Origin of the sequence: Denitratisoma sp. DHT3, from assembly GCF_007833355.1 — a bacterium.
Lineage (GTDB): Bacteria > Pseudomonadota > Gammaproteobacteria > Burkholderiales > Rhodocyclaceae > Denitratisoma.
Window position 1 is genome coordinate 3,610,225 of record NZ_CP020914.1, and the last position, 24,504, is coordinate 3,634,728.

The window sequence follows — 24,504 nt, forward strand, 5'->3', positions numbered from 1 at the left end:
GCCGCCCTTCCCGAGGAACTCAACTTGAGCACCCCCCTGACTTACCGTGATGCCGGTGTGGACATCGACGCCGGCGATGCCCTGGTCGAGCGCATCAAGCCTTTTGCCAAGCGCACCATGCGCCCTGAAGTGATGGGCGGCATCGGCGGTTTCGGCGCCCTGTTCGAACTGTCGAAGAAATACAGGGAGCCGGTGCTGGTCTCCGGCACCGACGGCGTGGGCACCAAGCTCAAGCTCGCGTTCCACCTGAACAAGCACGACACCGTGGGCCAGGACCTGGTGGCGATGAGCGTCAACGACATCTTGGTGCAGGGTGCGGAACCCCTGTTCTTCCTCGACTATTTCGCCTGCGGCCGCCTCGACGTGGATATCGCGGCCGACGTGATCAAGGGCATCGCCCAGGGCTGCGAACTGGCCGGCTGCGCGCTGATCGGCGGCGAGACCGCCGAGATGCCGAGCATGTATCCGGACGGCGAATACGACCTGGCGGGCTTCGCCGTCGGCGCCGTGGAGAAGTCGCGGATCATCGACGGCTCCACCATCCGCCCCGGCGATGTGGTGCTCGGCCTGGCCTCCTCCGGTGCCCATTCCAACGGCTATTCCCTGGTGCGCAAGATCATCGAGCGCGCCGATCCCGACATGGACGCCGATTTCCATGGCCGGTCGCTGCGCGACGTCCTGATGGCGCCGACGCGCATCTACGTGAAGCCGCTGCTGGCCCTGATGGCGGCGCTGCCGGTGAAGGGCATGGCCCACATCACCGGCGGCGGCCTGGTGGAGAACGTGCCGCGCGTGCTGCCGGAGAACGTGACGGCCGTGCTGCAACAGAAGGCATGGCCCCTGCCGCCGCTGTTCCAGTGGCTGCAAAAGGAAGGCAACGTCGCCGACGCCGAGATGCACAGGGTCTTCAACTGCGGCATCGGGATGGCGGTGGTGGTGGCCGCCGAGCACGAGGACCTTGCCCGGTCGCTGCTGACGGAGGCCGGCGAGACGGTCCACGCCATCGGCCGCATCGAGGCCCGCGCCGAGGGACAGGCCCGGACCGTCGTCGTCTGATTCCGCCGCGCCTGTTTCACGGCCGGCGCTGCCGGCCGGACTTCTTTTCAGGGGCGGCGCTCCCGCTCCGCTGGCGGGCCTGGCCCAGGAGTTCCTGTCGCGCGGTCTCGTCCGTATTCCCCCAGCAGCGTATGAGTTCCGCCAGGGCGTCGTCCTCGGTGAAGAAATAGGGCGGCGGCACGCCGAGCACGGCGGCAATGCGGGATACCGTGAGCAGATCGGGCAGATGCTTGCCTTTTTCATACTGGTTGATTCTGGGGCTGGCCGAGAATTCGTCGATGCCTGCGGCAATTCCGAGCGCCGCCTGGGAAAACCCCGCATGCAGTCGCGCCTCCTTTAACCGCTTTGAAAAAAACTCGTTGGACATGAGTCTCGATATCCGCCTAGACAGGCGAGAGACTCTTAGGTTTTGATTGACCGGTCACTAAGGAATCCTTAGTATTCCATACGTCATGGTGATCGGCGCTTTGGACCTTTGGACGCCGGTGACATCGTCCATCCGGGTAGTCAGGCGATCGGCTGCCGGAAGCTTTTGGCGGCCGCAGAGGAAGAAATGTCATTGGAAGAAATCGATACCGGATCCCATGCCGGTGCGGAAGGTGGCTTGGCGGATGCGCTCTTCGATCATGCCCACGAAGGGATGATGATTCTCTGTGACGAAGGCCGTGTGCTACGGGTCAACCCCGCATTCTCGGATATGACGGGATACGCCGAAGCGGATGTCGTCGGACGCCGCCTCGACATGTTCGCCGTGGAGCAGCACGATGTACGGTTCCACGCCGCCATATGGAGTGTATTGCGGGAAGAAGGCGTCTGGCGCGGGGGGATATTGGGGCGGCGCAAAAGCGGCGAGGCGTTCCCGCTGCTGCTCACGCTTTGCGCGGTCGATACCGGCCGCAGCAGCTGCTATGTCGGAACGTTCATGGATCTCTCCGTCCTCAGGACGCGGCAGAGGGAACTCGACCACATGACCCACTACGACGCCCTGACGTGCCTGCCCAATCGGGCGCTGTTCGTCGACCGCCTGCAGGTGGCGATGGCGCAGACGCGGCGGTCTGGCCGGGTGCTCGTGATCTGCTATCTCGATCTGGACTGTTTCAAGCACATCAATGACGCTTATGGGCACGCAGCCGGTGACCGGATGCTGATCGAGGCCTCGGTCAGGCTGCAGGGGGCGGTGCGGGCCGGCGACACGGTGGCGCGGCTGGGCGGAGACGAATTCGCCTTGTTGATGGGGGATCTGCCCAACGTCGAGGAGTGCCACCCCACCCTGACCCGGATGCTGGCGTCCTTGTCCGAGCCGATGACGATCGATGGCTGCGCCGTCCAGATTTCGGCCAGCATCGGCGCGACTGTGTTCCCTTCCGACGACTGCGATCCGGACACGCTGCTGCGTCATGCCGACCAGGCAATGCTCATCGCGAAGCAAAAGGGGCGCGATGGCTACCATCTGTTCGACGCGGACTACGACCTGCGAGTGCGGAAGCGTCATGCGGACCTCGAGCGCATCCGCCTTGCCTTGCTGCGGAAGGAGCTGTGCCTGTATTTCCAGCCCAAGGTGAATTTGCGCACGGGTCGGGTGGTGGGTGCGGAAGCCCTGCTGCGCTGGATGCATCCGGAGCACGGCCTGGTGCTTCCCGGCGAATTCCTGCCGCTGGTCGAGAATACCGGCCTGATGGCGCCGATCGGCGAATGGGTGCTGGATGCGGCGGTCGAGTATTGGCGGCGCTGGCGCGCCGCCGGACTGGAGATCGGTGTCAGCGTGAATATCGCCGCGTCCCATCTGCTGCATGGGGATTTTCTCGCCAACCTGACGGCCCGGCTCGGGCAAGGCGGCATGGAGCCGCAGCATCTGGAACTGGAGATACTGGAAACCACCGCCCTGGAGGACCTGGACAAAACCTTCGAAGTACTGGCGGCGTGCCGCCGGCTGGGCGTGTCAATTTCGCTGGACGATTTCGGCATCGGCTATTCGTCCCTCGCTTATCTGAAGCGGCTACCCGTGAATGCCCTGAAGATCGACCGATCCTTCGTGCGCGACATGCTGCAGGATGCCGACGACCTGGCGATCATCGAGGGCGTGATCGGCCTGGCGCAGGCGTTCGGCAAGGAGGTGGTGGCCGAGGGGGTCGAGACGATCACTCACGGGAAGCGGTTGCTGCGGATGGGCTGCGGCTATGCGCAGGGTTTCGGCATCGCGCGCCCCATGCCCGGATACGCCTTGGTCGATTGGGCGATCGGGTATCACGATGCGCCACTGGTCTTTGACGGCCTGGAATGACCGGACCCGTCCAGGGTGCTTGTGCGCCCTGGGCCTGCCGGCAGGCTAGCCTCCCATTCGGAGCCGCTCTTCCCGCTGTATCTGGGTGACGTAGCGCTGCAGCTGGTTGTCCTGGGCCGGGCTCAGTTTCCTGAATTCGCAGCCCAGCCGCGCCATCTGTTTTTGTCCCCGGGTGATTTCGCCCCTGTAGCGGACGACGAGGTCGACCAGCAGTTCGTCATGGCCCTTCAGGTCGATGCGGACGCCGGCGAAGGTCTGGCCGATTTCGCAGGGCTTGGGCAGGCTGGCGGCTTCCAGCGCGATGCCGCCCAGACCGATATCCACCACCTCCAGGATGATTTCCGTGCCGTCGCCTTGCTTGATGGTGCATGGGGGGCGCTGGGTCATGGGCAGTGTGAGGCGGAAGAACTCCCGCCGCTGCAGACGTACATATTTTTCCGGCAGCTTGACGGCGAAGGCCCGCCGCTTCTGATGGGTGACCTCCTTGGGCTGGCCCGTCACGAACTGGTTGCGGATGCCATGGGGGCGCGCGATGAAGATGTTGCGTTCGCTCTTCAGGAAACGCTGATTGACTTCCTCGCTGCTGCCCCAGTCGAAGACAAGGATGTCCTTGCTTTCGTCGAGGTCCAGCGCGATTGTGAGGATGCTGTCGTTGCCGCCGTTGAACATGATGCTGATCGGTGTGCCGTCATTGATCAACTGGCGCAGATAAAAAACGATTTCCCGGCGGAAGGTGATCGTGAACTCGTCGAGGTTGTCGTTGCTCGGTGCACTCATGGCAATCAAGTCGGCATTGCGGCCAAAAATCTGTCCACCGTCAGGCGGGCTGTCTCCGGGGTGATTGCGTCCATGGCGTCGAGAACGGTCACCTCTTGCATATTATTGAGCCAGGTCAACTGCCTTTTGGCGAACTGGCGTGTAGCGAATATACCCCGATCCCGCAATTCCGGGGGCGGAATGCGACCCTCGATCATATCCCAGACCTGCCGGTAGCCGACGCAGCGCATCGATGGCAATGCGGCCGCCAGCCGGTATTTCCGGCGCAGCGCATGCACTTCCTCGACCAACCCGGCCGCCAGCATCTGGTCGAAACGCAGGGCGATGCGGCGATGCAGTTCGGCGCGATCGGCCGGCGCCAGCGCCAGCGCCAGCGTGCGGTAAGGCAGGCGTGGCGCCCGCTGGCGGGCGAAGAAGGCCCCCAGCGGGCGGCCCGTCAGACGCACCACTTCCAGGGCGCGCTGGATTCGCTGGGCATCCGCGGGTTTGAGCCGGGCGGCGGTTTCCGGGTCCAGCGCCGCCAATTCCCGGTGCAGCGCCGGCCAGCCCTTTTCCGCGGCCTCGGCGTCGATGGCGGCGCGCAGCGCCGGGTCGGCCTCCGGCAGGTCCGCCAGCCCTTCGCGCAGGGCCTTGAAGTAGAGCATGGTGCCACCCACCAGCAGGGGCACCCGGCCGCGAGCCGTGATTTCGGCCATCACCCGCAGCGCATCCTCGCGGAAGCGGGCGGCGGAATAGCGTTCCTCGGGCGTGATCAGGTCGATCAGGTGGTGGGGATAGCGAGCCAGCGTGGCGGCGTCGGGCTTGGCGGTGCCGATGTCCATGTCGATGAACACCTGGGCCGAATCGACGCTGACCAGTTCCACCGGGAAACGGTCGCACAGGTCCATCGCCAGCGCGGTCTTGCCGCTGGCGGTGGGGCCCATGAGGAAGATGGCCGGCCATTGCCGGCCATCTTCCTCATGGGGGGCTGGATGCGCTTCCTTCCGGTTGTCCGCGCTGGGCGAGGGAGGTGACGGCGTCAGTGCGCCCGCCGGGTACATGGGCATGTTGTTCATGGGGGTATTACTGACCACGGAGAAACAGCTTGTCCAGATCGGCGATGGACAGTTGCACCCAGGTGGGGCGGCCGTGGTTGCACTGGTCGGCCCGTTCAGTGGCTTCCATGTCGCGCAGCAGGGCGTTCATCTCGGCCAGGGAGAGCGCGCGGCGGGCGCGCACCGCGCCGTGGCAGGCCATGGTCGCCAGCAGTTCGTTGCGCCGGGCCTCGATCACCCGGCTGGCGGGAAACTCGGCCAGGTCGGCGAGCAGGGAGCGCACCAGGGCCGGCAGGTCGCCCGCCGCCAGCAGCGCCGGCACGGCGCGCACCGCCAGTTCGCGGGGCCCCGCCGGACTCAGCTCGAAACCCAGTCGGGCCAGGGTGTCGCCATGCTCTTCGGCGCAGGCCAGTTCCTTTTCGCCGGCCGCCATCACCAGCGGCACCAGCAGGGGCTGGACCGGCGGCGAGCCGGCGTCGAGCTGGTTCTTCAGCCCCTCGTAGAGGATGCGCTCATGGGCGGCGTGCATATCGACCAGCACCAGGCCGGCCGCGTTCTGGGCCAGCACGTAGATGCCGTGCAACTGGGCGATGGCATAACCCAGCGGCGGACCATCGTCCCGGCCGGCCGCCTGGGGCGCGGAGGCCATCCCTGGCGCTGGCACCGGGATTGAGGCCGCGTCGAAGGCGCCGCGGGCGAAGGCCAGATAGTCCTGGGCGGTGTTTTCCCGCACGCCCAGCGGCGCCTGCCAGGGCATGGGGCGGGGATAGGCGTCCGCGCCTGCCGGCGGGCTGGTCGCCGGCGCCGGCGTGGCCGCCGTGGGCAGGGTCGCCAGCGGCGCCGCCAGCGTCCGCTGCAGCGCGTGGAAGACGAACTGGTGCACGCCACGGGCGTCGCGGAAGCGGACCTCGGTCTTGGCCGGGTGCACATTCACATCCACTCCCGCCGGGTCCAGGGTCAGGAACAGCACGTAGGCCGGGTGGCGGGCGCCGTGCAGCACGTCGACGTAGGCTTCGCGGACGGCGTGGGCGAGCAGCTTGTCGCGCACGAAGCGGCCGTTCACGTAGAAATACTGTTCGTCCCGGCCGGCGCGGGAATAGGCGGGCAGGGCGGCGAAGCCGGTCAGCCGCAGCGGGCCGGCGCCGACCTCCACCGCGCGGGCGTGTTCGAGGAAGTCGTCGCCCAGGATTTCCTGCGCCCGCCGCTTCAGGTCGCCGGCCGCCAGGCGGCGACGCTGGTTGCCGTTGTGGGCGAGGCCGAAGGCGACGGCCGGATTGGCCAGGGCCATGCGCCGCAGGGCTTCGTCGCAATGGGCGTATTCCGTGGCGTCCGTGCGCAGGAACTTGCGCCGGGCCGGGGTGTTGAAATACAGGTCGGCGACTTCGATGGTGGTGCCGGCGGCCATCGCGGCCGGCTCCAGGGTCAGGGTGTCGCCGCGGATGCGGCTGCCGCGCTGGGCGCCGGCGGTGCGGGAACCGATGCTGACCCTGGCCACCGAGGCGATGGACGCCAGGGCCTCGCCGCGGAAGCCGTAGCTGGCCACCCGCTCCAGGTCCGACAGGCTGCCGATCTTGCTGGTGGCGTGGCGGGCCAGGGCCAGGGACAGGTCCTCGGGTTCGATGCCGCAGCCGTCGTCGGTGACGCGCACCAGCCGCACTCCGCCTTCCTCCAGTTGCACGTCGATCTTCGTGGCGCCGGCGTCGAGACTGTTTTCCAGCAGCTCCTTGAGTACCGAGGCCGGACGTTCCACGACCTCGCCGGCGGCGATCTGGCTGATCAGAAGGTCGGGAAGCGGGTGGATGCGCGCCATGGGAGCGGGATTATAGCGGCCGGAATAGTGGCGCCGCATGGCCTGGGTTCACCGTAAGATGCGCCAAAACATCCAGTGTGGAGGAAATCCCCATGAGTATCGGTCTGATCCTGCTTGGCGCCGTGATCGTCATCCTGATCTACGGCATCGGCCTCTACAACAATCTGGTGCAGGTCAAGCACGAAGTCGCCAAGGCCTGGGCCAATATCGACGTGCTGCTCAAGCAGCGCCATGACGAGCTGCCCAAGCTGGTGGAGGTCTGCAAGCAATACAAGGCTTTCGAGCAGAGCACCCTGCAACGGGTGATCGAGGCCCGTTCCCGCGTCCAGTCCGCCCGGGAACAGCAGGACATCCCGGCCTTGGGCCGGGCCGAGGGCGCCCTGCGACTGGGTCTGGGCAACCTTTTCGCGGTGGCCGAAGCCTATCCGGAACTCAAGGCCAACGAGCAGTTCATGCAGTTGCAGAGCCGCATCACCGCTCTGGAAAACGCGCTCGCCGATCGCCGGGAGCTTTACAACGAGGCGGTGAACATCAACAACGTGCGCATCGAACAGTTTCCGGACGCCGTCATCGCCCGCCATTTCAACTTCCCGGCCCGGCCGCTGCTGGAATTCTCCACCGCGGAAACGGCCGACGTGGATATCAAGGCCCTCTTCGGTTGAGTCCGGCCGCCGTGACGATGCGGCAGGCCTTGCGCCGGCATTACGCCGGGCTCGTCACTTCCGGCGCCCAATTGGTGCTGCTGGTCGCCGCCGCCCAGAGCGAGAGCCGGGAGGTCTGGCTGGTCTGTCTGGGGCTGATGGCGCTGATCAGCCTGTTCGCCTGGATGTCCGCCCTGCGGCGGCTGTGGGCGGTACGGGATACGCCGACCTCCCGGGTCGCTTCCGCCGCGCAGGGGTATGTCGAGTTGATCGGCCGCGGCCGTCCCCTGGCGGGTTCCCCGCTCATCGGCAAGCTCTCGGTGCTGCCCTGCCTTTGGTACCGCTATCAGGTCGAACGCCGCGACAGCGACAACAAGTGGCATACCGAGGACCGGGGCGAGAGCCAGGACGCCTTTGTTCTCGACGACGGCAGCGCGGTCTGCGTCATCGATCCCTTTGGCGCGGAAATCCTGACCCGTCACAAGGACACGTGGCGGCGGGGGGACTACCGCTACACCGAATGGAAGTTGCTGGAGAACGACCCTCTCTACGCCATCGGCCAGTTCCGCACCCTGGGAGGGGGCAGTGCGGAAATCGACCCCGGCGAAGAGCTGAAGGCGGTGCTGACCGAGTGGAAGCAGGACTCGAAAAAACTCCATGCACGCTTCGATCTGGACGGCAACGGCGTGCTGGACATGAAGGAATGGGCCCTGGCGCGCCAGGCCGCGAGGCGGGAGGCGCAAAAGCGCGTCGCCGAGGTCCGGGCCATGCCCGACACCCATTGCATGGCGCAACCCCATGACGGCAGGCTGTTCCTGGTCAGCAATCTACCGCCGGACCAGCTGGCGCGCCGCTACGGCTTCTGGGCGTGGGGCCACCTGTTGATTTTCTTCGTCGCCCTGACTGGAGCGGGAGGGCTGCTAGGCTGGGGGAGAGGATGGGGACAGTAGAATCAGGGCGGCTTGCATGCCGCATCGAAGGTGAGGCATCGATGGCGGTGGCTTCGGAAAAAACATCAGCCAAAAGGCACGTCCCGCCCTTCCAATCGGACGAGGGTGGCGACGAGTTCCTGGACGATGTGCCGGTGCTCCCGATTGAGGGATCTGATGGCCTGGAGCAGGGGGATTTCGTCCGTCCCATAGACGGCCTGTTTCTGCTGGACGACCGTTACCGTCTGCATGCTTCCTTCACCGTAGAGCAGCCATTCGGAGGATACCTTGAGCCAACTGGCCAGAGTCAGCAGCTTGTCATGGGTGGGAATGGACTCGCCCAGCAGCCATTTGCGCGCGGCGTGGGTGCTGATCGGTTTGCCGCCATACCGTTGGTTGAACTCCCGGGTCAGCCATGCAACGCCGGTACGCCCCGGCGGGTCGAGCCGATCCAGCGCCAGTTTCAATCGACGGCTGAATTTCGTACGTTGGATGAGTGCTTCCATCAGCAGACGCTATCATCCAGAAATCTACTATTAGTTGTGTCTATTGATTACCGAAAGTGGAATCTATAAGCCGTTTGGCATAGTCGGCCTGGTCTCTAAGCGCCTTGGTGAGCGTGGCGGGGTCGCTTCCCGAATCATGTGAAGATCTGATGCCGGCACGTCTACGCTTGATGCGCATGTGTTTTGCGCGCCCATATCTCGTCGAATGTCTTTGTTCTACCAGCGTGGAGTTTTGTCATGAATTTCCCGCGCGTGTTCCTGCGCCCCAGCCTTCGTCGCGCTGCTTTCCTGTCAGCCCTGCTGGCGTCCCTCATGGGTGCGGCTGTATTGCTCTATGCGATCGGGGAATTGGATCGATTGCAGTCGCTTCTGTCCATCGCGCTGATATCGGGCCTTCTGCTTTCCATGGCGACGCTCTTCTACAGCCACTTTCGCATCCGCAAGCCGCTGGCTCGCATCAGCCGCATGTGCGACCGGATCGCCGATGGAGATCTTTCCGTCCGGTTGCGGTTGGATCGTCAAGATGAATTCAGGTGTCTGGGGGAACGCTTCAATCGGATGGTGGATGCCCTTCAAGCACTCAGGGAGGAGCAGGCGCTTGCCGAACGGGCGGTGCGGGATAGCGAACTGCGCCATCGGACGCTTTGGGAGGTGAGCGCGGATGCGATGGTCATGGTCGACGCACATGGCGTGATCGGCTATGCGAACCCCGCGGTGGCCGATGTTTTTGGCTTCGAGCCTCATGAGCTTCAAGGCCGGAGTCTCACCGTGCTGCTGCCGGACCATGTGCATGAACCGCTGCTTCTCGGCTTCTCTCATTACATCAAATCCGGCGGCCAGCACCGGAGCCGGAATGGGATCGAACTGTCCGCGGTACACCAGAGCGGGCGTCGGATTCCCGTGGAAGTCTTCTTCGCCCATATGAAGCTTTCCGGCGGCGATTTGTTCGTGGGTTCTTTTCGCGACATCTCCCAGCGGGTTGAGGCGCAGGCCAATCTGCAGATCCAGGATCGGGCCATCGAGTCCGCCGCCGATGGGATCATGATCACCGATGTCCGGGTGGCCGAGCATCCGATCATCTATGCCAACCCGGCGCTGGAGCGCATCACCGGGTATTGCTCGGCTGAATTGCTGGGGCGGGGCGGACGAATTTTCCTGGGTGAGGACGTCGACCAGATCGAAGTCAACGAACTTCGCCGGATGTTTCTCGAACATCGGGAAGGCGCTACCCAACTGCGCGGGCGCCGCAAGGATGGCGAGTCCTACTGGATCGATCTGTCAGTGGCCCCGGTTCGCAATGCCAAGAGCGAGATTACCCATTACATCAGCATCATGAGGGATGTCACGGAGCGGAAGCAGCAGGAAAACGCGTTGTTGCGCAGCGCCAATTACGATCTGTTGACCGGCTTGCCCAATCGCTCCCTGTTCTACGACCGCCTCAGCCAGATCTTGGCAAGGGGGGAACGCCACCAGCGGGATGCCGCCGTGATGTTCATCGACCTGGATCACTTCAAACTGGTCAATGACTCCCTGGGGCATGATCATGGCGACCAGTTGCTGGCGGCGGTCGCCGCCAAGTTGAAGATCTGTCTGCGCGAGGGCGATACGGTGGCGCGCTGGGGCGGGGATGAGTTCGTGATTCTGTTGGCGGATCTGGGCTCGCGGGACGACATCGCCATTGTTGCCGGGAGGGTGCAGGAAGGCCTGGGCGAGTCGATCACTCTGGGCGAACAGGAGGTTTATTGCACCGCCAGCATCGGGGTCAGTGTTTTCCCGGACGATGGCAACACGACGGAGGCCCTGCTGAAACACGCGGACCTGGCGATGTACCGGGCCAAGAGCCAGGGACGCAATACCTGGAGTCTTTACGCCGACGATATGCAACAGGGTGTCGACCGGCGCTTTTCCCTTGAAACCCAGTTGCGCAAGGCGATTGAGAAGGATGAGCTGTTCCTGAACTTCCAGCCCCAGATCGAATTGTCCAGTGGCCGCGTCATCGGAGTGGAGGCACTGGTACGCTGGCAGCATCCCGAACTGGGCCTGGTTTCCCCGTCGTTCTTCATTCCGGTCGCGGAAGAGTCGGGAATGATGGCGGCCATTGGCGAATGGGTGCTTCACGCTGCCTGCGCCGAGGCGAAACGGTGGCAGACGCTGGGTTTGATGAACATTCGCGTAGCGGTGAACATTTCGCCCTGCCAGTTCGCGCAGAACGATCTTGCCGAGAGGATCGTTTCCGTATTGGACCACCATGGTCTGCAGGCCGGCGACATTGAACTGGAGATCACCGAAAGCATCGTGATGTGCAACCCCTCGAAAACGGTGGACACGTTGCGGCACCTGAAAGCCCTGGGCATTCACGTCGCCCTGGACGATTTCGGTACAGGCCATTCAAGTCTCGCTTATTTCAAGAATTTTCCGCTCAACCGACTGAAGATCGACAAGTCCTTCATCCAGGACGAAACCATCGTGCGCGCCGTGATCCAGATGTCCATCAGCTACGGGATACAGATCGTGGCCGAGGGCGTGGAAGACGAGGCCACGGCGCAAATGCTGTATCGCCTGGGATGCGATGTCGTGCAGGGGTTCCACTATTCGTATCCGCTTTCCGCCGACGAACTCGTCGAGTTCCTGCAGCGGCCGCCGAAGACGGTGGCGGCGCCGCTGTGACGGCGCCGGCATGACCGACCGCTTCGCTGGTAATCTGCCGGCCGGAAACAATGTCGATGGATCTGTATGCGAACAATGGAAACGATGGCACATCGGGCGGAATCGGCCCCTGTCTCCACCCCCGCCGCGGCGGCGGCTCCGGCGCCGCCGGGACTGGTCGGCATCAAGCTGGTGGTCGATGACCTGGAGGCGAGCGCCGCCTTCTACACGGCCGTCTTCGGCATGATCGAGGTGGAGCGCGTCAAGGTGGATACGGGAATCCGCTATCCGCTCGACGAGATCATTCTTTCTTCCGGCGGCGCCCAGGCCACCGAATTCAGGCTGATTCTGCTCAAGTATGTGGGCAAGGCGCCGCCCTCCCGGAGCGATCACATCCTGTGCTTCGTCGTGCCCGATCTCGATGCGGTGGTGGAGCATCTCCCGAAGATGGGAGGCAAGCTGCTGCGGCCGCCGCAAAAAATACGCGAGGAGGGCTCGCGGATGACGATCGCCGCCGACAACGCCGGCAATCTCCTGGAGATCGTGCAGGTGGCGGAACGCGCCGTGGACTGATCGAACGGGGCGCATCGGGTAAACTGCGCGGCTCGCCCAACGCCCTTGTCCCATGGAACTTCTGCTGCAATTCGTCGATATCGTCCTGCACCTGGACAAGCATTTGGAGTTCCTGGTGCAGCAGTACGGCACCTGGATCTACGCGATCCTGTTCGCCATCGTCTTTTCCGAGACCGGCTTCGTGGTGACGCCCTTCCTGCCCGGCGACTCCCTGCTCTTCGTGGCCGGCGCGGTGGCCGCCGTGGGGGGGATGGATCTCGGGCTCCTGATCGTGGCGCTCACCACCGCGGCGGTGCTGGGCAACAGCCTCAATTACGGCATCGGCCGCTATCTCGGGCCGAAAGTGTTCCAGTGGCCGGATTCGCGGTTTTTCAACCGCGCGGCGCTGGAAAAGACCCACGCCTTCTACGAGCGCCACGGCGGCAAGACCATCGTCCTGTCGCGGTTCCTGCCGCTGTTCCGCACCTTCGCCCCGTTCGTGGCCGGCATCGGCGCGATGGACTGGAGGCGCTTCACCGCCTTCAACCTGGCCGGCGGCACGCTCTGGGTGGTGTCCCTGACCCTGGCCGGCTACTGGTTCGGCAACCTGCCGGTGATTCGCAACAACCTGTCCCTGGTGGTGGTGGGCATCGTGATCGTCAGCCTGGTGCCGGCGGCGGTGGGCTGGTGGAAGCACCGGCAGGAGGCCGCCGTCGAACCATGAGCCCAGCCCGAGACCCCGGGGCGGCCCTTCGTTTTCCGAGACCATGAAAAAATACGTGATCCTGATTTCCGGGCGCGGCAGCAATATGCGTTCCCTGCTCGAAGCCGGCCTGCCCGGCGCGTGCGTCGCCGTGATCAGCAATCGTCCGGAGGCCGCCGGCCTGGACTATGCCCGCGGCCGGGGGCTGCCCACCCGGGTGGTGGACCATCGCCAGTACGCCTCGCGGGAGGATTTCGATGCCGCGCTGGCCGCCGAGATCGAGCGCCATCAGCCGGATCTGGTGCTGCTGGCGGGTTTCATGCGGGTGTTGACGGATGGCTTCGTGCGCCGTTTCGAAGGAAGGCTGCTGAACATCCACCCCTCCCTGCTGCCGGCCTTTCCCGGTCTGACCACCCACGCCAAGGCCATCGCCGCCGGGGTGCGGCTGCACGGCTGCACGGTGCATTTCGTCACGCCGGCGCTGGATTCCGGCCCGATCGTGATCCAGGCCGCCGTGCCCGTGCAGGACGATGACGACGAGGACACCCTGGGCGCGCGGGTGCTGGCGCAGGAGCATCTGGTCTATGCCCAGGCCGCCCGCTGGTTCCTCGAGGGGCGGCTCGCCATCCGGGGCAACCGGGTGCTGTTGGCGGGGGCGCGGCCGGAGGAGGCCGCGTTGCGCGCTCCCCTGGGATGAGACCGATGGCCCGCCGGGGATTTCTGATCGCCCTGGCGCTTTCCATCGCCTTGCATCTTTCCGTGGTCGGCGGCCCGGGCTGGCACGTGGCCCTGCTGGACGACCTGCTCCATCCCCCGCCGCCGCTCGAAGCCCGTCTGCTGGCGCCGCCCAAGTTGCCCGCGCCGCCGCTCAAACCATCCGTGCCACCCGCTCCGCCGCGACCCGCCGGGCAGGATCCGGGCCATGGCGTCGCTTCCTGGTCGGCCGCCACGGCGCCGCCGGCACCGCAGGCCGTGCCGACCGAGGAGTTGCTGCCGGCGGCGCCCCTGGCGGAAGTGATGGCGGCGGTGATCGGCGCGGTGCCGCAGATCGCACCGCCGCTGCCGCGCCGCGGCCGCCTGCGCTTCGCCCTGGTGAAGGGGGAGGGCGGTTTCGTGGTGGGACAGGCGATTCATGAATGGCATCATGACGGCCAGGTCTACACGATCCGCGCCACGACCGAGACCACCGGGCTGGCCGCGCTGTTTCGTCCGGCGAAGGTGGTGCAGACCAGCAGCGGCGGCTTTTTCCAGGGAGAATTGCGGCCGGCCCGCTTCGAGATGGACCGGGGCGACAACGATGTGGTTGCGGCCGACTTCGACTGGTCGGCGATGCGGGTGACGTTGAGCAGCGGGCAGGTCGTGGCGTTCAGCGAGGGGGCCGAGGACATGCTGTCGATGTTTTACCAATTGATGCAGGCCGCGCAGCGCGGCGAGGGTTTCCAGATGGCGGTGGCCACGGGCCGCAAGGTGGAACGCTACGCCTTCGAGTGGCTGGGCCAGGAAACCCTGCTCCTGAAGGCGGGCCGCTTCACCACCTGGCATGTGCGGGTGCGCTCCGCCAGTGGCGGCGGCGACACCACCGAGGTCTGGCTGGGCAAGGAGGCGGCCGGCTTGCCGGTGAAAATCCGCCATCTGGATCGCAAGGGCGAGTTGTTCGACCAGCTCGCCGAAGAAATGGACTACGAAAAATGACGACGATGAAAATCACTTCCCGCCTGCTGGATCATGCCGGCGACGCACTCACCGCCATGCTGCGCTTCGAGCAGCCGGCCGACGCGGTACTGTCCCGGATCTTCCGCGACCACCGCGATCTGGGCCACCGCGAGCGGGGCTTCGTGGCCGACCTCACCTACGGCGTGTTGCGCCGCCGGCGCTGGCTGGAAAAGCTCTGCGGCGAGCGAGTGACGCCGCGCCGCCTGTTGCTGGCGGCCCTGGTGCGCCTGATGGGGTTCAGCCAGCGCCAGCTGGCCGAGGCGCTGACGGCCCGGGAACTGGAATGGGTGGCCGAGCTGAAGGCACAGGCCAAATCCGGGGTGGCGCCGGAATTGAGTCTGGCGGAAGCGGCCGACTTCCCCGGCTGGCTGACGGACAAGCTGCTCGCCGCCGGGCGTTCGGCGGAAGAGGTGCTGCAACTGGCCAACAGCCTCAACCAGGCGGCGCCGCTGGATCTGCGGGTGAATCCCCTGAAGACCACGCGCGAGGCGGTGCTGGAGCGCTTCAAGGCGGACGGCATCGAGGCCGGCGCCTGTCCTTACGCGCCGCTCGGGCTGCGCCTGGTCCACAAGCCGGCGCTGGCCAAGCATCCGCTGTTCCTCGACGGCAGCATCGAGGTGCAGGACGAGGGCAGCCAGTTGCTGGGCCATCTGGTGGCGCCCAGGCGCGGCGAGATGGTGGTCGATTTCTGCGCCGGCGCCGGCGGCAAGACCCTCCTGCTGGGCGCGCTGATGCGCTCCACCGGCCGGCTCTACGCCTTCGACGTCTCGGAAAAGCGCCTGTCCAAGCTCAAGCCGCGCGTGGCGCGCTCCGGCCTGTCCAACGTCCATACTGCGGCGATCGCCAGCGAGCAGGACCAGCGCATCAAGCGCCTGGCCGGCAAGATCGACCGGGTGCTGGTGGATGCGCCCTGCTCGGGCCTGGGCACCCTGCGCCGCAATCCGGACCTGAAATGGCGCCAGACGCCGGACTCGGTGGCCGAGCTGACCGCCAAGCAGGCCGCCATCCTGGCGGCCGCGGCCCGTCTGGTGAAGGTCGGCGGCCGCCTGGTGTATGCCACCTGCAGTCTGCTGGAGGAGGAGAACGAGGCGGTGGTCGCCGGTTTCCTCGCCGCCCATCCGGAATTCGCGCGCCGTTCCTGCGGCGAGATCCTGGCCGCCCAGGGCATCGCCCTGGAGATGGGGGAGTCGCTGCGGCTGCTGCCCGACCGCCATGGCACCGACGGTTTCTACGCCGCGGTGCTGGAACGCCAGTCTTGAAGCCGCGCCGCGCTTCGGTGGCATGGGTGGCATGCGTGGCTCGGGTTGCGCTGGCCGCCCTGGCCGGCGTCCTGCTGGCGACGGGGGCGGCCCGCGCGGCCGCTCCGCTGCCGGCGCGCGGCACCGTGGAGGCGCTGTTCACGCCCTGGGACGACGCCGAGGGCGCGATCCTGCGCGCGCTCGGCCGGGCGCGCCAGGCGGTCCATGTCCAGGCCTATCTGTTGACCAGCCGCACCCTGGCGCGCGCCCTGGTGGAGGCGCACCAGCGCGGCGTGCGGGTGGAAGTCCTGGCCGACGCGGCGATGGCGGAGAAAGGCGGGAATTCCCAGTTGCCGCTGCTGGCGGCGGCGGGCATTCCGCTGCGCCTGGAGCGGCGCTACAGCGCCGCCCACAACAAGATTCTGTTGATCGACCCGGAAGGGGAACACCCGGTGGTGATCACCGGCAGCTACAACTACACTTGGTCGGCCCAGGCCCGCAATGCCGAGAACCTGCTGCTGCTGCGCGACCATCCGGCGCTGGCGCGGGCCTACCTGGCCAACTGGCAGCGCCACCGCGACGAGGCGGAACCCTATGCGCAGGCGGAGCAGGGGGCGGGCCGGTCGCAGGCCGGCGCGGCGGCATGGGCGGGCGCGCCCTGCGCCCATCTGCCCCGGGAGGACGCCCGCTTGCTGGCGACGCTGGGAGAATGCGGGAGCCGGGGGGGCCGGTGAAACGGTGCGCGGGAGGTTTTGAAAGATGAGGGACGAGCCATGAGCGGTGAATGGGACAGTCTGGCGACGGGACTCTGGCGGGATCTGGAACGGCCCGACGTCTGGTGGCAGGTGGGTATGCTGGCGTTTTGTCTGCTGCTGGCCGCGCTGCTCGACCGGACCCTGCGCGCGCGCCCGGCCGCAGGCATGCACCACAGCGTGGGCAAGGGCGGGGTGAGGCGCCTGATCTTCCCGATGACGGCGCTGGTGCTGGTGCTGATCGGGCGCGCCCTGCTGCGCGGCCACTTCCCGGTAACGCTGCTGTCGGTGGCGGTGCCCCTGCTGCTTTCCCTGGCGGCGATCCGCATCGTGTTCTATGTGCTGCGCATCAGTTTCAGCGCCGCCCGCTGGCTGGGTGCTTTCGAGCGCATGTTCGCCTTCTGCGCCTGGTCGCTGGTGGCGCTCCATGTCCTGGGGCTGCTGCCGCAGTTGGTGGGGCTGCTGGAGGAGATCAGCTTCCCCGTCGGGCGGCAGCAGCTCAACCTCTGGCTGGTGGCGCAGGGGGTCGTCACGGTGGTCGTGGCCCTGCTGGCGGCGCTCTGGCTGGGCAGTCTGGTGGAAGGTCGCCTGGGGCGGGTGGAGGGGCTGGACCGGAATCTGCGCGAGGTGCTGTCCCGTCTCGCCCGCGCCCTGCTGCTGCTGCTGGCGGTGCTGATCAGCCTGCCCCTGGTGGGGATCGACCTGACCACCCTCTCGGTATTCGGCGGCGCCTTGGGCGTGGGGCTGGGTTTCGGCCTGCAGAAGATCGCGGCCAGCTATGTGTCGGGTTTCATCATCCTGCTGGACCGCTCGATCCGCATCGGCAACGTGATCTCGGTGGGCTCGGACCGCGGCCAGGTGACGCGGATCACCACCCGCTATACGGTGCTGAAGGGCTTGGGCGGCGTGGAGGCCATCGTGCCCAACGAACTGCTGGTCAGTTCCGTGGTCGGCAACGAATCCTATACCGATCGCCAGGTACGGGTCGGTCTGCCGGTCCAGGTGTCCTACGGCACCAACCTGGAACAGGCGCTGGCGATCCTGGAGGGGATCGCCCGGGCCCAGCCCCGGGTGCTGGCGGACCCCGCGCCGCAGGCGGTGGTGCTGGCTTTCGCCGATTCCGGCATCAGTCTGGAGCTGGGCTTCTGGATCCGCGATCCGGAGGCCGGGACCGGCGGCTTGCGCTCCGCCATCAACCTGTCGATCTGGCGCGCTTTCAAGGAGGTCGGCATCGCGTTCCCCTTCCCGCAGCGGGAGGTGCGTCTGCTCCAGGGGTGAGCGCGGCGGACGCGGCCTGGGTTGTGAGCGGCGTACGTGAGCGACGTAAACGCCAAAAGCCCGCCGGAGCGGGCTTTTGATCGATAGGTGCGACCGGAGATCGGCCGGACTTGCCTATTACTTGAGCTTGATTTCCTTGTACAGCACGTGCTTGCGCGCCTTGGGATCGAACTTCATGAATTCGAGCTTCTCGGGCGTGGTCTTCTTGTTCTTGTTGGTGGTGTAGAAGTGGCCGGTTCCAGCGGTGGACTCCAGCTTGATCTTTTCGCGGCCGCCTTTAGCCATGATGATTCTCCGTCAGGTTATACCGCTTCGCCGCGTTCACGCAGCTCGGCGAGGACAGTTTCGATGCCCTTCTTGTCGATCGTGCGCAGGCCGGCATTGGACACGCGCAGGCGCACGAAACGGTTTTCGGATTCGATCCAGAAACGGCGGCTCTGCAGGTTGGGCAGGAAGCGGCGCTTGGTCTTGTTGTTGGCGTGGGACACGTTGTTCCCCACCATCGGGGCCTTACCCGTCACTTGGCAAACGCGGGACATTTGGTTGCTCCAGTCAGTCGATTACAGCAAAGCGCGGCATTCTATACGAGAGTCCGCGACTTATTCAAGTCTTTTGTCAGAGCGCGTCAGAGCAGTCCCCGCTCGGCGAAGGACACCGTCCCACGGGGGCCGGCGACCACCAGGTGATCGACCAGGCGCACCTCCACCAGGGCCAGGGCTTCGCGCAGGGCGCGGGTCAGGGCCTCGTCGGCGCGCGACGGCTCGGCGGCGCCGGAGGGGTGGTTATGCACCAGCACCACGGCGGCGGCGTTGCGGGCCAGGGCCCGCTTGACCACCTCGCGGGGATAGACGCTGGTCTGGCTGAGGGTGCCGTGAAACAGTTCGTCGTAGGCGATCAGCCGGTTCTGGCTGTCGAGCCAGAGGGCGCCGAACACCTCGTGGGGCAGCCCGCCCAGCTTGAGCCGCAGCCAGTCGCGCACCTGGGCGGGGGATGAGAGCAGGTCGCGTTCCCGGACGTCCTCATGCAGGATGCGCTGGGCCAGTTCCATCACCGCTGCCAGTTGGGCGGCCTTGGCCGGCCCCAGGCCGGGGCGCCGCGCCAGTTCGCGGGCCGGCGTGGCGGCCAGGGTCGAGAGCCCGCCGTCGAAACCGGCCAACAGGTCCCGCGCCAGATCGACCGCGCTTTTGCCGCGCAGCCCGGTGCGCAGGAAGATGGCCAGCAGTTCCGCGTCGGAGAGGGCGGCGGGACCCTGCAGCAGCAGGCGCTCGCGCGGGCGCTCGGCCGCGGGCCAGGTGGAAATCGACATAGTAGAATCTCCGCATTCGACACAACGTTCCATTCTAATGTCATGAATCAGGCTGTGGCACAGTTGCAGGGCCGGCGCATCGTGCTGGGCATCACCGGCGGCGTGGCGGCCTACAAGGCGGCGGAGCTGACGCGCCTGCTGGTCAAGGCCGGAGCCGCGGTGGACGTGGTGCTGACCGAGGCCGGCGCCCGCTTCGTCGGCCCGCAGACGTTCCAGGCATTGTCCGGTCGGCCCGTATGGACCGCGCTGTGGGACGACCGCATGGCCAACGGCATGGCCCACATCGACCTCACCCGCGGCGCCGACGCCCTGCTGGTGGCGCCGGCCACGGCCGACTTCCTGGCCAAGATGGCGCAGGGTCTGGCCGACGACCTGCTCTCCACCCTGGCCCTGGCGCGGGCCTGTCCGCTCCTGGCGGCCCCGGCGATGAACCGCCAGATGTGGGACAACCCGGCCACCCGGCGCAACGTGGCGCAGCTTCGCGCCGACGGCGTGACCCTGCTCGGCCCGGCCAGCGGCGAGCAGGCCTGCGGCGAAGTGGGCGAGGGCCGGATGCTGGAAGCCGCGGAGATCTTCGAGGATCTGCTGGCCTTCCTCCAGCCCAAGGTCCTGGCCGGCAAGCGGGTGCTGATGACCGCCGGCCCGACCTTCGAGCCGCTGGACCCGGTGCGCGGCATCACCAACGCCAGTTCCGGCAAGATGGGCTTCGCCCTGGCGCGGGCCTGCGCCGAGGCCGGCGCCGAAGTCACCCTGGTGGCCGGCCCCACCGCCCAACCCACGCCGCGCGGCGTGACGCGGCGCGACGTCGGCAGCGCCCTGGAAATGCGGGACGCGGTGCTGGCCGCCTTGCCGGGCCAGGACGTGTTCATCGGCGTGGCGGCGGTGGCCGACTACCGTCCGCTCGCCGCCGCCGAGCACAAGATCAAGAAATCCGGCGCGCAGCTGACCATCGAACTGACGCCCAACCCGGACATCCTGGCCGAAGTGGCGGCCCGGCCGGATGCGCCCTTCTGCGTCGGCTTCGCCGCCGAGAGCCGCAACCTGGCCGAGTACGCCGAGGGCAAGCGCCGGGCCAAGCAACTGCCGCTGGTGGTGGGCAATCTGGTGCAGGACGGCCTGGGGGGCGACAGCAACGCCGTCACCCTGTTCGACGCCGCCGGCGCCCATCCGCTGCCGGTGGCCGACAAGCTCACCGTCGCCCGCGGCATCATCGTCCACATCGCCGCCCTGCTGGCGCGATAAGGCGGAGCGAAACGAACCGAAGTCACCCTTTTCCTCGGGAAAGAGGGAGGGGGAAAGGTCCCCGCCGCCGGGCCGCCCCAAGGCGGGGTAGCCAGAAGCGGGGAGCGAAGCGAACCGAAGTCACCCCTTTCCTCGGGAAAGGGGCTGGGGGAAAGGTCCCCCGCCGCCGGGCCGCCCCAAGGCGGGGTAGCCAGAAGCGGGGAGCGAAGCGAACCGAAGTCACCCCTTTCCTCGGGAAAGGGGCTGGGGGAAAGGTCCACACATGCACCACATCGACGTCAAGATTCTCGATTCCCGGCTGCGCGCCGCGCCGCCCCACTACGCCACGCCCGGCGCGGCCGGCCTGGACCTGCGGGCCTGCATCGAGTCGCCGCTGACCCTTCAGCCGGGCGAGACCCATCTGGTGCCCACCGGCATCGCCATCCACCTGGCCGACCCGGGCCTGGCGGCGATGATCCTGCCGCGCTCCGGGCTGGGCCACAAGCACGGCATCGTGCTGGGCAACCTGGTGGGGCTGATCGACTCCGACTACCAGGGCGAGATCTTCGTCTCCACCTGGAACCGCGGCAAGGAAGCGTTCACCCTGAGTCCCCTGGACCGGCTCGCCCAACTGGTGGTGGTGCCGGTGGTGCAGGTGGGCTTCAACGTGGTGGATGAATTCCCCGCCAGCGACCGGGGTGCCGGCGGTTTCGGCAGCACCGGCCACGCCTGAATTCCGTCCTGGGCCGATGAGCGAGCCTATGGACTTTTCCCGGCATCCTCTGTGCGCCCTGGGGGTGGCCAGCGCGCTGGGCATTGTTCATGGCGCGACCGGGACGGCCGCCGCGCCCGCCCGGATGATGGAGGCCGATCTGCTCGCGGCGCTGCGTCGTGGCGGACTCCTCGTCCGCTGGCGCGATGCCGTAGCAGGCGGTCCGCTGCTGACGCCGTCCGCCGCGGCAACGCTGCCCGATTTGCTGGAGGACCTGGCGCGGGCGACGGAGCGAACGCTGGCGGCGGGGGAGCGCCCCCTGGTGCTGGGCGGCGACCACAGCATCGCCGCCGGCACCTGGCGCGGCGTCGCCCGCTGGTGCCGGCGCCAGGGGACCGAAGCGGGCCTGATCTGGGTCGATGCCCACCTGGACGCCCATACGCCCGCCACCACGCCGTCGGGCAATTGCCACGGCATGCCCCTGGCGGCGCTGCTGGGTGAAGGGGGCGGCGCATGGGCCGGCCATGCCGGTGCGGTGCTGGACCCGCGCCGCGTCTGCGTGGTGGGCGCCCATTCCTTCGAGGCTGCGGAGTCGGCGCTGCTGGCGCGGCACGGCGTCCGGGTCTTTGCGCTGGAGGAAGTCCGCCGTCGCGGCCTGGCCGAGGTCTGGGCGGAAGCCCTGGCCATCGCCGGCACGCCCTTTGGTGTCAGCCTCGACCTGGACGTCCTCGACAGCGCCCTGGCGCCCGCCGTCAGCACCCCCGCGGGGCCGGGCCTGGCCCCGGCGGAACTGGTGGCGGTCTGGCGCGGGCTGCTGCGCCGGCCGGATCTGCTGGGCCTGGAGATCGTCGAATACCATCCGGGGCGGGACCGCGACGGCGCTACCCTGGCGGCGGTCGAGGCGCTGCTGGACGCCGCCAGCCGACAGGTATCGGAGTAAGCGGCGAGATGTCCGACGCCATTTGCGGCGACAATTCTTCACTTTGCATTTCCATCTGCGGATTGTCGTCTTGAAAACCATCAGCCCAGCCGATCTCGACGCCCTCGCCGGCGCCGCCCAGCGCTCGCCCCGGCGGCGCATGAACCTGAACCTGCATGCCGAACTGGCCGATCCGGTCCAGCGCCTGGCCATCGCCATGGAGCCGGATACCATGGTGGTTCCGCACCGCCATCAGCAGACGTTTGAGCTGCTCCATCCTCTGCGGGGCCGCTTCGTGGTGCTGCATTTCGACGAGGCCGGCATGGTATCGGCGCGCCACGTCCTGGGCGAGGACGCGGCGGTGGTGGAAACTCCGGCCGGCGTCTGGCATGCGGTGCTCTCGCTGGATCCGGGCGGGGTCATCTTCGAGGTCAAACAGGGGCCCTACCTTCCGGTCGGTCCTGCCGACTGTGCTCCCTGGGCGCCGGCCGATGGCGGCGAGGATGCCCGCGCGCTGCTGGACTGGTTCAGTCGGGCTCGAGCGGGAGATCGGTGGAACCCGGCCGGCCCCGGGTAATTCCGCCGGGAGGGTGGACGCTGGGGCCGCCCGGGGCGGGGCAGCTCGCCGGATCGCTGGCGTAGGCCGCCAGGCCGATACCGCGCAGGCGTTCCAGATAGCAGCCGTAGCGGCGGCCCCAGGCGAAGGCGCGGTCGTCGGCGGCGATGGCGTAGGATTAAAAAGGGAAGAGGGGGCCAGGGACCCCGGTCAGAGTGTCAGTCCGCATAGTCGATCAGGACCACGTGAGCGGCCAAGAAAGCCCCTTGCCACGGCGCCCCCCGGCCAGAGGGCTCGTGTGGGTCGGGCAGGAGGTGCGGTGTCGGCCGTTTATTCATGGTATCCCTGGCTTTCCCCATGGGACAATGCCGGCTATGAGCACAAGAAACGAGATGCCCCACGCGGACCAGGGCTCGGCGGTAGCGTGCGCCACCTGTGCGGCCTGTTGTTGCAAGCTGGAGGTCATGGTGATGGGGGACGATGACCTCCCGCTGCGACTGACAGCCGAGGATCGGTGGGGCGGATGGGTGATGCTTCGCCTGGACGACGGCTGGTGTGCGGCCCTGGATCGAAACACAATGCGGTGCACGATCTACGAGCGTCGGCCGGTCATATGCCGTGACTATCAGATGGGTGGAAGTGGTTGCCTTGAGGAACGATCCCGAGCGGTTGCGCCATAACTCAGAACCCTAGGGTGATCGTCTCTGGCTTTGCGTCCGCCGGACATCAAGTATCCATGACAGAAACACAGCCTAACAATCCCCTCCATGGCGTCACCCTGGCGACGGTCCTGAACGAACTGGTGGCATGTTACGGCTGGGACGGTCTGGCGCGTCGGATCGATATCCGCTGTTTCAGCCACGAACCCAGCATCGCCTCGAGCCTCAAGTTCCTGCGCCGTACTCCCTGGGCGCGGACGCAGGTGGAGTCGCTATATATCGATATGGTGCGGCAGGGGCCGAGGCAACCACGGAGCCGATAAGAAATGATCTATGAAGAATTCCTCGACGAAGTCACTACGCTGATCACCGAAAAGTACGGCCTGGGCGATCAGGCGGCGATACAGATGGTGATGCGCGCCCAAGCCGATGACTTCTTCAGCGGACACGACGACGATCCGTCAATCTGTACCCTGGAACGGGCGCACCAGGATGCAAGAACCGTTTTCAAAAAGTATAAATAGGCCTCTGCCAGGAGGCCGGCAGTCAGACTGATGCCCCCGGTTTCCCCTCCTTTAATCGCTGGAGAATGCCCTTGTGTAAAAAACTTTATGTCAGTAATTTGGACTACAAGATCACCCAGCCGGATCTCGAACAGATGTTCGTGCCCTACGGTGCGGTTATCTCGGTGCAGTTGATCATGGATCGGGAGTCCGGTCGCTCCAAAGGTTTCGCTTTCGTCGAGATGGGTTCCGCCGACGAGGCGCAGGCCGCTATTGCCGGACTCAATGGCAGCAGCGTCGAAGGCCGCAGCCTGAGTGTGGACGAAGCCCGGTCCCAGTTGCCCAGGCATGGCGGCAGCAAGCGTTCCTGATTATGTAATGGACGCCGGTCGGCACGTTTGCGCCGGTCGGCACGTTTGTTGTGTTCATTCAATTAAGCCCTTGCGGCGAATAGAGGATCCCTCTTGGTGAAACCAAATTACCAGTTCGAAAAACGCCAGCGAGATCTGGCGAAGAAAAACAAACAGGAAGAAAAACGCCGGCAAAAGTTGGCAGGCAAGGCGGCGGCTGGTGATGCTAGCTCCAGTATGGGGGAGAGTCTGCCCGAGGCAGCGCCATCCGGTGCTGGCACTGCAACCCCGGGCGGGGCCATGCCGGAAGTCTGACGGCTCGAGGGCCTGTTGCCAGACAGGGCGATAAGCTGCGGTGCTTT

Annotated in this window: 29 protein-coding genes; 21 read left to right on the forward strand and 8 right to left on the reverse strand. The window is 66.5% G+C overall.

The window, feature by feature from the left end:
• The first annotated feature begins 24 nt into the window (after positions 1-24).
• Positions 25-1,056: a phosphoribosylformylglycinamidine cyclo-ligase gene (gene purM, locus B9N43_RS16700; RefSeq protein WP_145843343.1), complete on the forward strand. Its 1,032-nt coding sequence runs from the start codon at positions 25-27 to the stop codon at positions 1,054-1,056.
• Positions 1,057-1,072: 16 nt separating this feature from the next.
• Here purM and B9N43_RS16705 read toward each other — a convergent pair whose 3' ends face one another.
• On the reverse strand, positions 1,073-1,423 hold the full coding sequence (locus B9N43_RS16705; RefSeq protein WP_145843345.1) for a helix-turn-helix transcriptional regulator: 351 nt from the start codon (positions 1,421-1,423) through the stop codon (positions 1,073-1,075).
• 186 nt (positions 1,424-1,609) lie between these two features.
• Here B9N43_RS16705 and B9N43_RS16710 point away from each other — a divergent pair, with 186 nt between their 5' ends.
• Positions 1,610-3,337, forward strand: coding sequence for a putative bifunctional diguanylate cyclase/phosphodiesterase (locus B9N43_RS16710; RefSeq protein ID WP_145843346.1), 1,728 nt, complete (start codon positions 1,610-1,612; stop codon positions 3,335-3,337).
• Positions 3,338-3,382: 45 nt separating this feature from the next.
• Here the strand turns inward: B9N43_RS16710 and B9N43_RS16715 are convergent, their stop codons facing one another.
• The 3 genes from B9N43_RS16715 to mutL all read right to left on the reverse strand — a co-directional run bounded on the left by B9N43_RS16715 (position 3,383) and on the right by mutL (position 6,958).
• The gene (locus B9N43_RS16715; protein WP_145843347.1) at positions 3,383-4,114 is read right to left on the reverse strand and encodes a flagellar brake protein; all 732 of its coding nucleotides are present in this window, start codon (positions 4,112-4,114) and stop codon (positions 3,383-3,385) included.
• A gap of 5 nt (positions 4,115-4,119) precedes the next feature.
• Positions 4,120-5,037 (reverse strand): tRNA (adenosine(37)-N6)-dimethylallyltransferase MiaA, encoded by a 918-nt coding sequence (gene miaA, locus B9N43_RS16720; RefSeq protein WP_222428910.1) that lies wholly within the window; start codon positions 5,035-5,037, stop codon positions 4,120-4,122.
• A 139-nt stretch (positions 5,038-5,176) separates the two neighbouring features.
• Positions 5,177-6,958 carry a DNA mismatch repair endonuclease MutL gene (mutL, locus tag B9N43_RS16725; RefSeq protein ID WP_145843348.1) on the reverse strand — a complete coding sequence of 594 codons (1,782 nt, stop codon included), beginning with the start codon at positions 6,956-6,958 and terminating at the stop codon, positions 5,177-5,179.
• A 92-nt stretch (positions 6,959-7,050) separates the two neighbouring features.
• Between mutL and B9N43_RS16730 the strand changes: the two genes are divergently transcribed.
• On the forward strand, positions 7,051-7,620 hold the full coding sequence (locus B9N43_RS16730) for a LemA family protein (RefSeq protein ID WP_145843349.1): 570 nt from the start codon (positions 7,051-7,053) through the stop codon (positions 7,618-7,620).
• 11 nt (positions 7,621-7,631) lie between these two features.
• The gene (locus tag B9N43_RS16735) at positions 7,632-8,549 is read left to right on the forward strand and encodes a hypothetical protein (RefSeq protein ID WP_186453889.1); all 918 of its coding nucleotides are present in this window, start codon (positions 7,632-7,634) and stop codon (positions 8,547-8,549) included.
• A 65-nt stretch (positions 8,550-8,614) separates the two neighbouring features.
• Here B9N43_RS16735 and B9N43_RS16740 read toward each other — a convergent pair whose 3' ends face one another.
• The gene (locus B9N43_RS16740; protein WP_145843351.1) at positions 8,615-9,034 is read right to left on the reverse strand and encodes a hypothetical protein; all 420 of its coding nucleotides are present in this window, start codon (positions 9,032-9,034) and stop codon (positions 8,615-8,617) included.
• A gap of 183 nt (positions 9,035-9,217) precedes the next feature.
• On the opposite strand from B9N43_RS16740, the gene B9N43_RS16745 reads away from it, so the two are divergent.
• From B9N43_RS16745 to B9N43_RS16780, 8 genes are all read left to right on the forward strand, one after another.
• Positions 9,218-11,701, forward strand: a complete 2,484-nt coding sequence (locus B9N43_RS16745; RefSeq protein ID WP_145843352.1) for an EAL domain-containing protein — start codon at positions 9,218-9,220, stop codon at positions 11,699-11,701.
• A gap of 75 nt (positions 11,702-11,776) precedes the next feature.
• Positions 11,777-12,253, forward strand: coding sequence for a VOC family protein (locus B9N43_RS16750; RefSeq protein ID WP_186453891.1), 477 nt, complete (start codon positions 11,777-11,779; stop codon positions 12,251-12,253).
• 52 nt (positions 12,254-12,305) lie between these two features.
• On the forward strand, positions 12,306-12,956 hold the full coding sequence (locus B9N43_RS16755) for a DedA family protein (RefSeq protein WP_145843355.1): 651 nt from the start codon (positions 12,306-12,308) through the stop codon (positions 12,954-12,956).
• 43 nt (positions 12,957-12,999) lie between these two features.
• Positions 13,000-13,632 carry a phosphoribosylglycinamide formyltransferase gene (purN, locus tag B9N43_RS16760; protein ID WP_145843356.1) on the forward strand — a complete coding sequence of 211 codons (633 nt, stop codon included), beginning with the start codon at positions 13,000-13,002 and terminating at the stop codon, positions 13,630-13,632.
• 5 nt (positions 13,633-13,637) lie between these two features.
• Positions 13,638-14,627, forward strand: a complete 990-nt coding sequence (locus B9N43_RS16765) for a DUF3108 domain-containing protein (RefSeq protein WP_186453893.1) — start codon at positions 13,638-13,640, stop codon at positions 14,625-14,627.
• 5 nt (positions 14,628-14,632) lie between these two features.
• The gene (locus B9N43_RS16770) at positions 14,633-15,907 is read left to right on the forward strand and encodes an RsmB/NOP family class I SAM-dependent RNA methyltransferase (protein ID WP_145843628.1); all 1,275 of its coding nucleotides are present in this window, start codon (positions 14,633-14,635) and stop codon (positions 15,905-15,907) included.
• 35 nt (positions 15,908-15,942) lie between these two features.
• Positions 15,943-16,620, forward strand: a complete 678-nt coding sequence (locus tag B9N43_RS16775) for a phospholipase D family protein (RefSeq protein WP_145843358.1) — start codon at positions 15,943-15,945, stop codon at positions 16,618-16,620.
• A gap of 39 nt (positions 16,621-16,659) precedes the next feature.
• A complete protein-coding gene (locus B9N43_RS16780) occupies positions 16,660-17,916 on the forward strand; it encodes a mechanosensitive ion channel family protein (protein WP_145843359.1) in 1,257 nt (418 codons plus the stop codon).
• A gap of 117 nt (positions 17,917-18,033) precedes the next feature.
• Here B9N43_RS16780 and rpmG read toward each other — a convergent pair whose 3' ends face one another.
• The 3 genes from rpmG to radC form a co-directional block, all read right to left on the reverse strand.
• On the reverse strand, positions 18,034-18,201 hold the full coding sequence (rpmG, locus tag B9N43_RS16785; protein WP_145840306.1) for a 50S ribosomal protein L33: 168 nt from the start codon (positions 18,199-18,201) through the stop codon (positions 18,034-18,036).
• 17 nt (positions 18,202-18,218) lie between these two features.
• Positions 18,219-18,455 carry a 50S ribosomal protein L28 gene (gene rpmB, locus B9N43_RS16790; RefSeq protein ID WP_145840307.1) on the reverse strand — a complete coding sequence of 79 codons (237 nt, stop codon included), beginning with the start codon at positions 18,453-18,455 and terminating at the stop codon, positions 18,219-18,221.
• Positions 18,456-18,541: 86 nt separating this feature from the next.
• Entirely contained in the window at positions 18,542-19,222 is a 681-nt protein-coding gene (gene radC / locus B9N43_RS16795) for a RadC family protein (RefSeq protein WP_145840308.1), read from the reverse strand.
• Between the two features lie 42 nt (positions 19,223-19,264).
• Between radC and coaBC the strand changes: the two genes are divergently transcribed.
• The 9 genes from coaBC to B9N43_RS16840 all read left to right on the forward strand — a co-directional run bounded on the left by coaBC (position 19,265) and on the right by B9N43_RS16840 (position 24,457).
• Entirely contained in the window at positions 19,265-20,464 is a 1,200-nt protein-coding gene (gene coaBC, locus B9N43_RS16800) for a bifunctional phosphopantothenoylcysteine decarboxylase/phosphopantothenate--cysteine ligase CoaBC (RefSeq protein WP_222428764.1), read from the forward strand.
• A 262-nt stretch (positions 20,465-20,726) separates the two neighbouring features.
• Entirely contained in the window at positions 20,727-21,176 is a 450-nt protein-coding gene (gene dut, locus B9N43_RS16805) for a dUTP diphosphatase (RefSeq protein ID WP_145840310.1), read from the forward strand.
• 28 nt (positions 21,177-21,204) lie between these two features.
• Positions 21,205-22,095: an arginase family protein gene (locus tag B9N43_RS16810; RefSeq protein WP_186453895.1), complete on the forward strand. Its 891-nt coding sequence runs from the start codon at positions 21,205-21,207 to the stop codon at positions 22,093-22,095.
• 70 nt (positions 22,096-22,165) lie between these two features.
• Entirely contained in the window at positions 22,166-22,651 is a 486-nt protein-coding gene (locus B9N43_RS16815) for a WbuC family cupin fold metalloprotein (RefSeq protein ID WP_145840312.1), read from the forward strand.
• A 371-nt stretch (positions 22,652-23,022) separates the two neighbouring features.
• Complete coding sequence (locus B9N43_RS16820; RefSeq protein WP_222428843.1) at positions 23,023-23,310, forward strand: YkgJ family cysteine cluster protein; 288 nt, start codon at positions 23,023-23,025, stop codon at positions 23,308-23,310.
• A 56-nt stretch (positions 23,311-23,366) separates the two neighbouring features.
• Positions 23,367-23,612, forward strand: a complete 246-nt coding sequence (locus B9N43_RS16825; protein WP_145840314.1) for a VF530 family DNA-binding protein — start codon at positions 23,367-23,369, stop codon at positions 23,610-23,612.
• A 3-nt stretch (positions 23,613-23,615) separates the two neighbouring features.
• Positions 23,616-23,813 (forward strand): hypothetical protein, encoded by a 198-nt coding sequence (locus tag B9N43_RS16830; protein ID WP_145840315.1) that lies wholly within the window; start codon positions 23,616-23,618, stop codon positions 23,811-23,813.
• Between the two features lie 71 nt (positions 23,814-23,884).
• Complete coding sequence (locus B9N43_RS16835; RefSeq protein ID WP_145840316.1) at positions 23,885-24,163, forward strand: RNA recognition motif domain-containing protein; 279 nt, start codon at positions 23,885-23,887, stop codon at positions 24,161-24,163.
• Between the two features lie 96 nt (positions 24,164-24,259).
• Positions 24,260-24,457 (forward strand): hypothetical protein, encoded by a 198-nt coding sequence (locus B9N43_RS16840; RefSeq protein WP_222428765.1) that lies wholly within the window; start codon positions 24,260-24,262, stop codon positions 24,455-24,457.
• Positions 24,458-24,504: the final 47 nt, after the last annotated feature.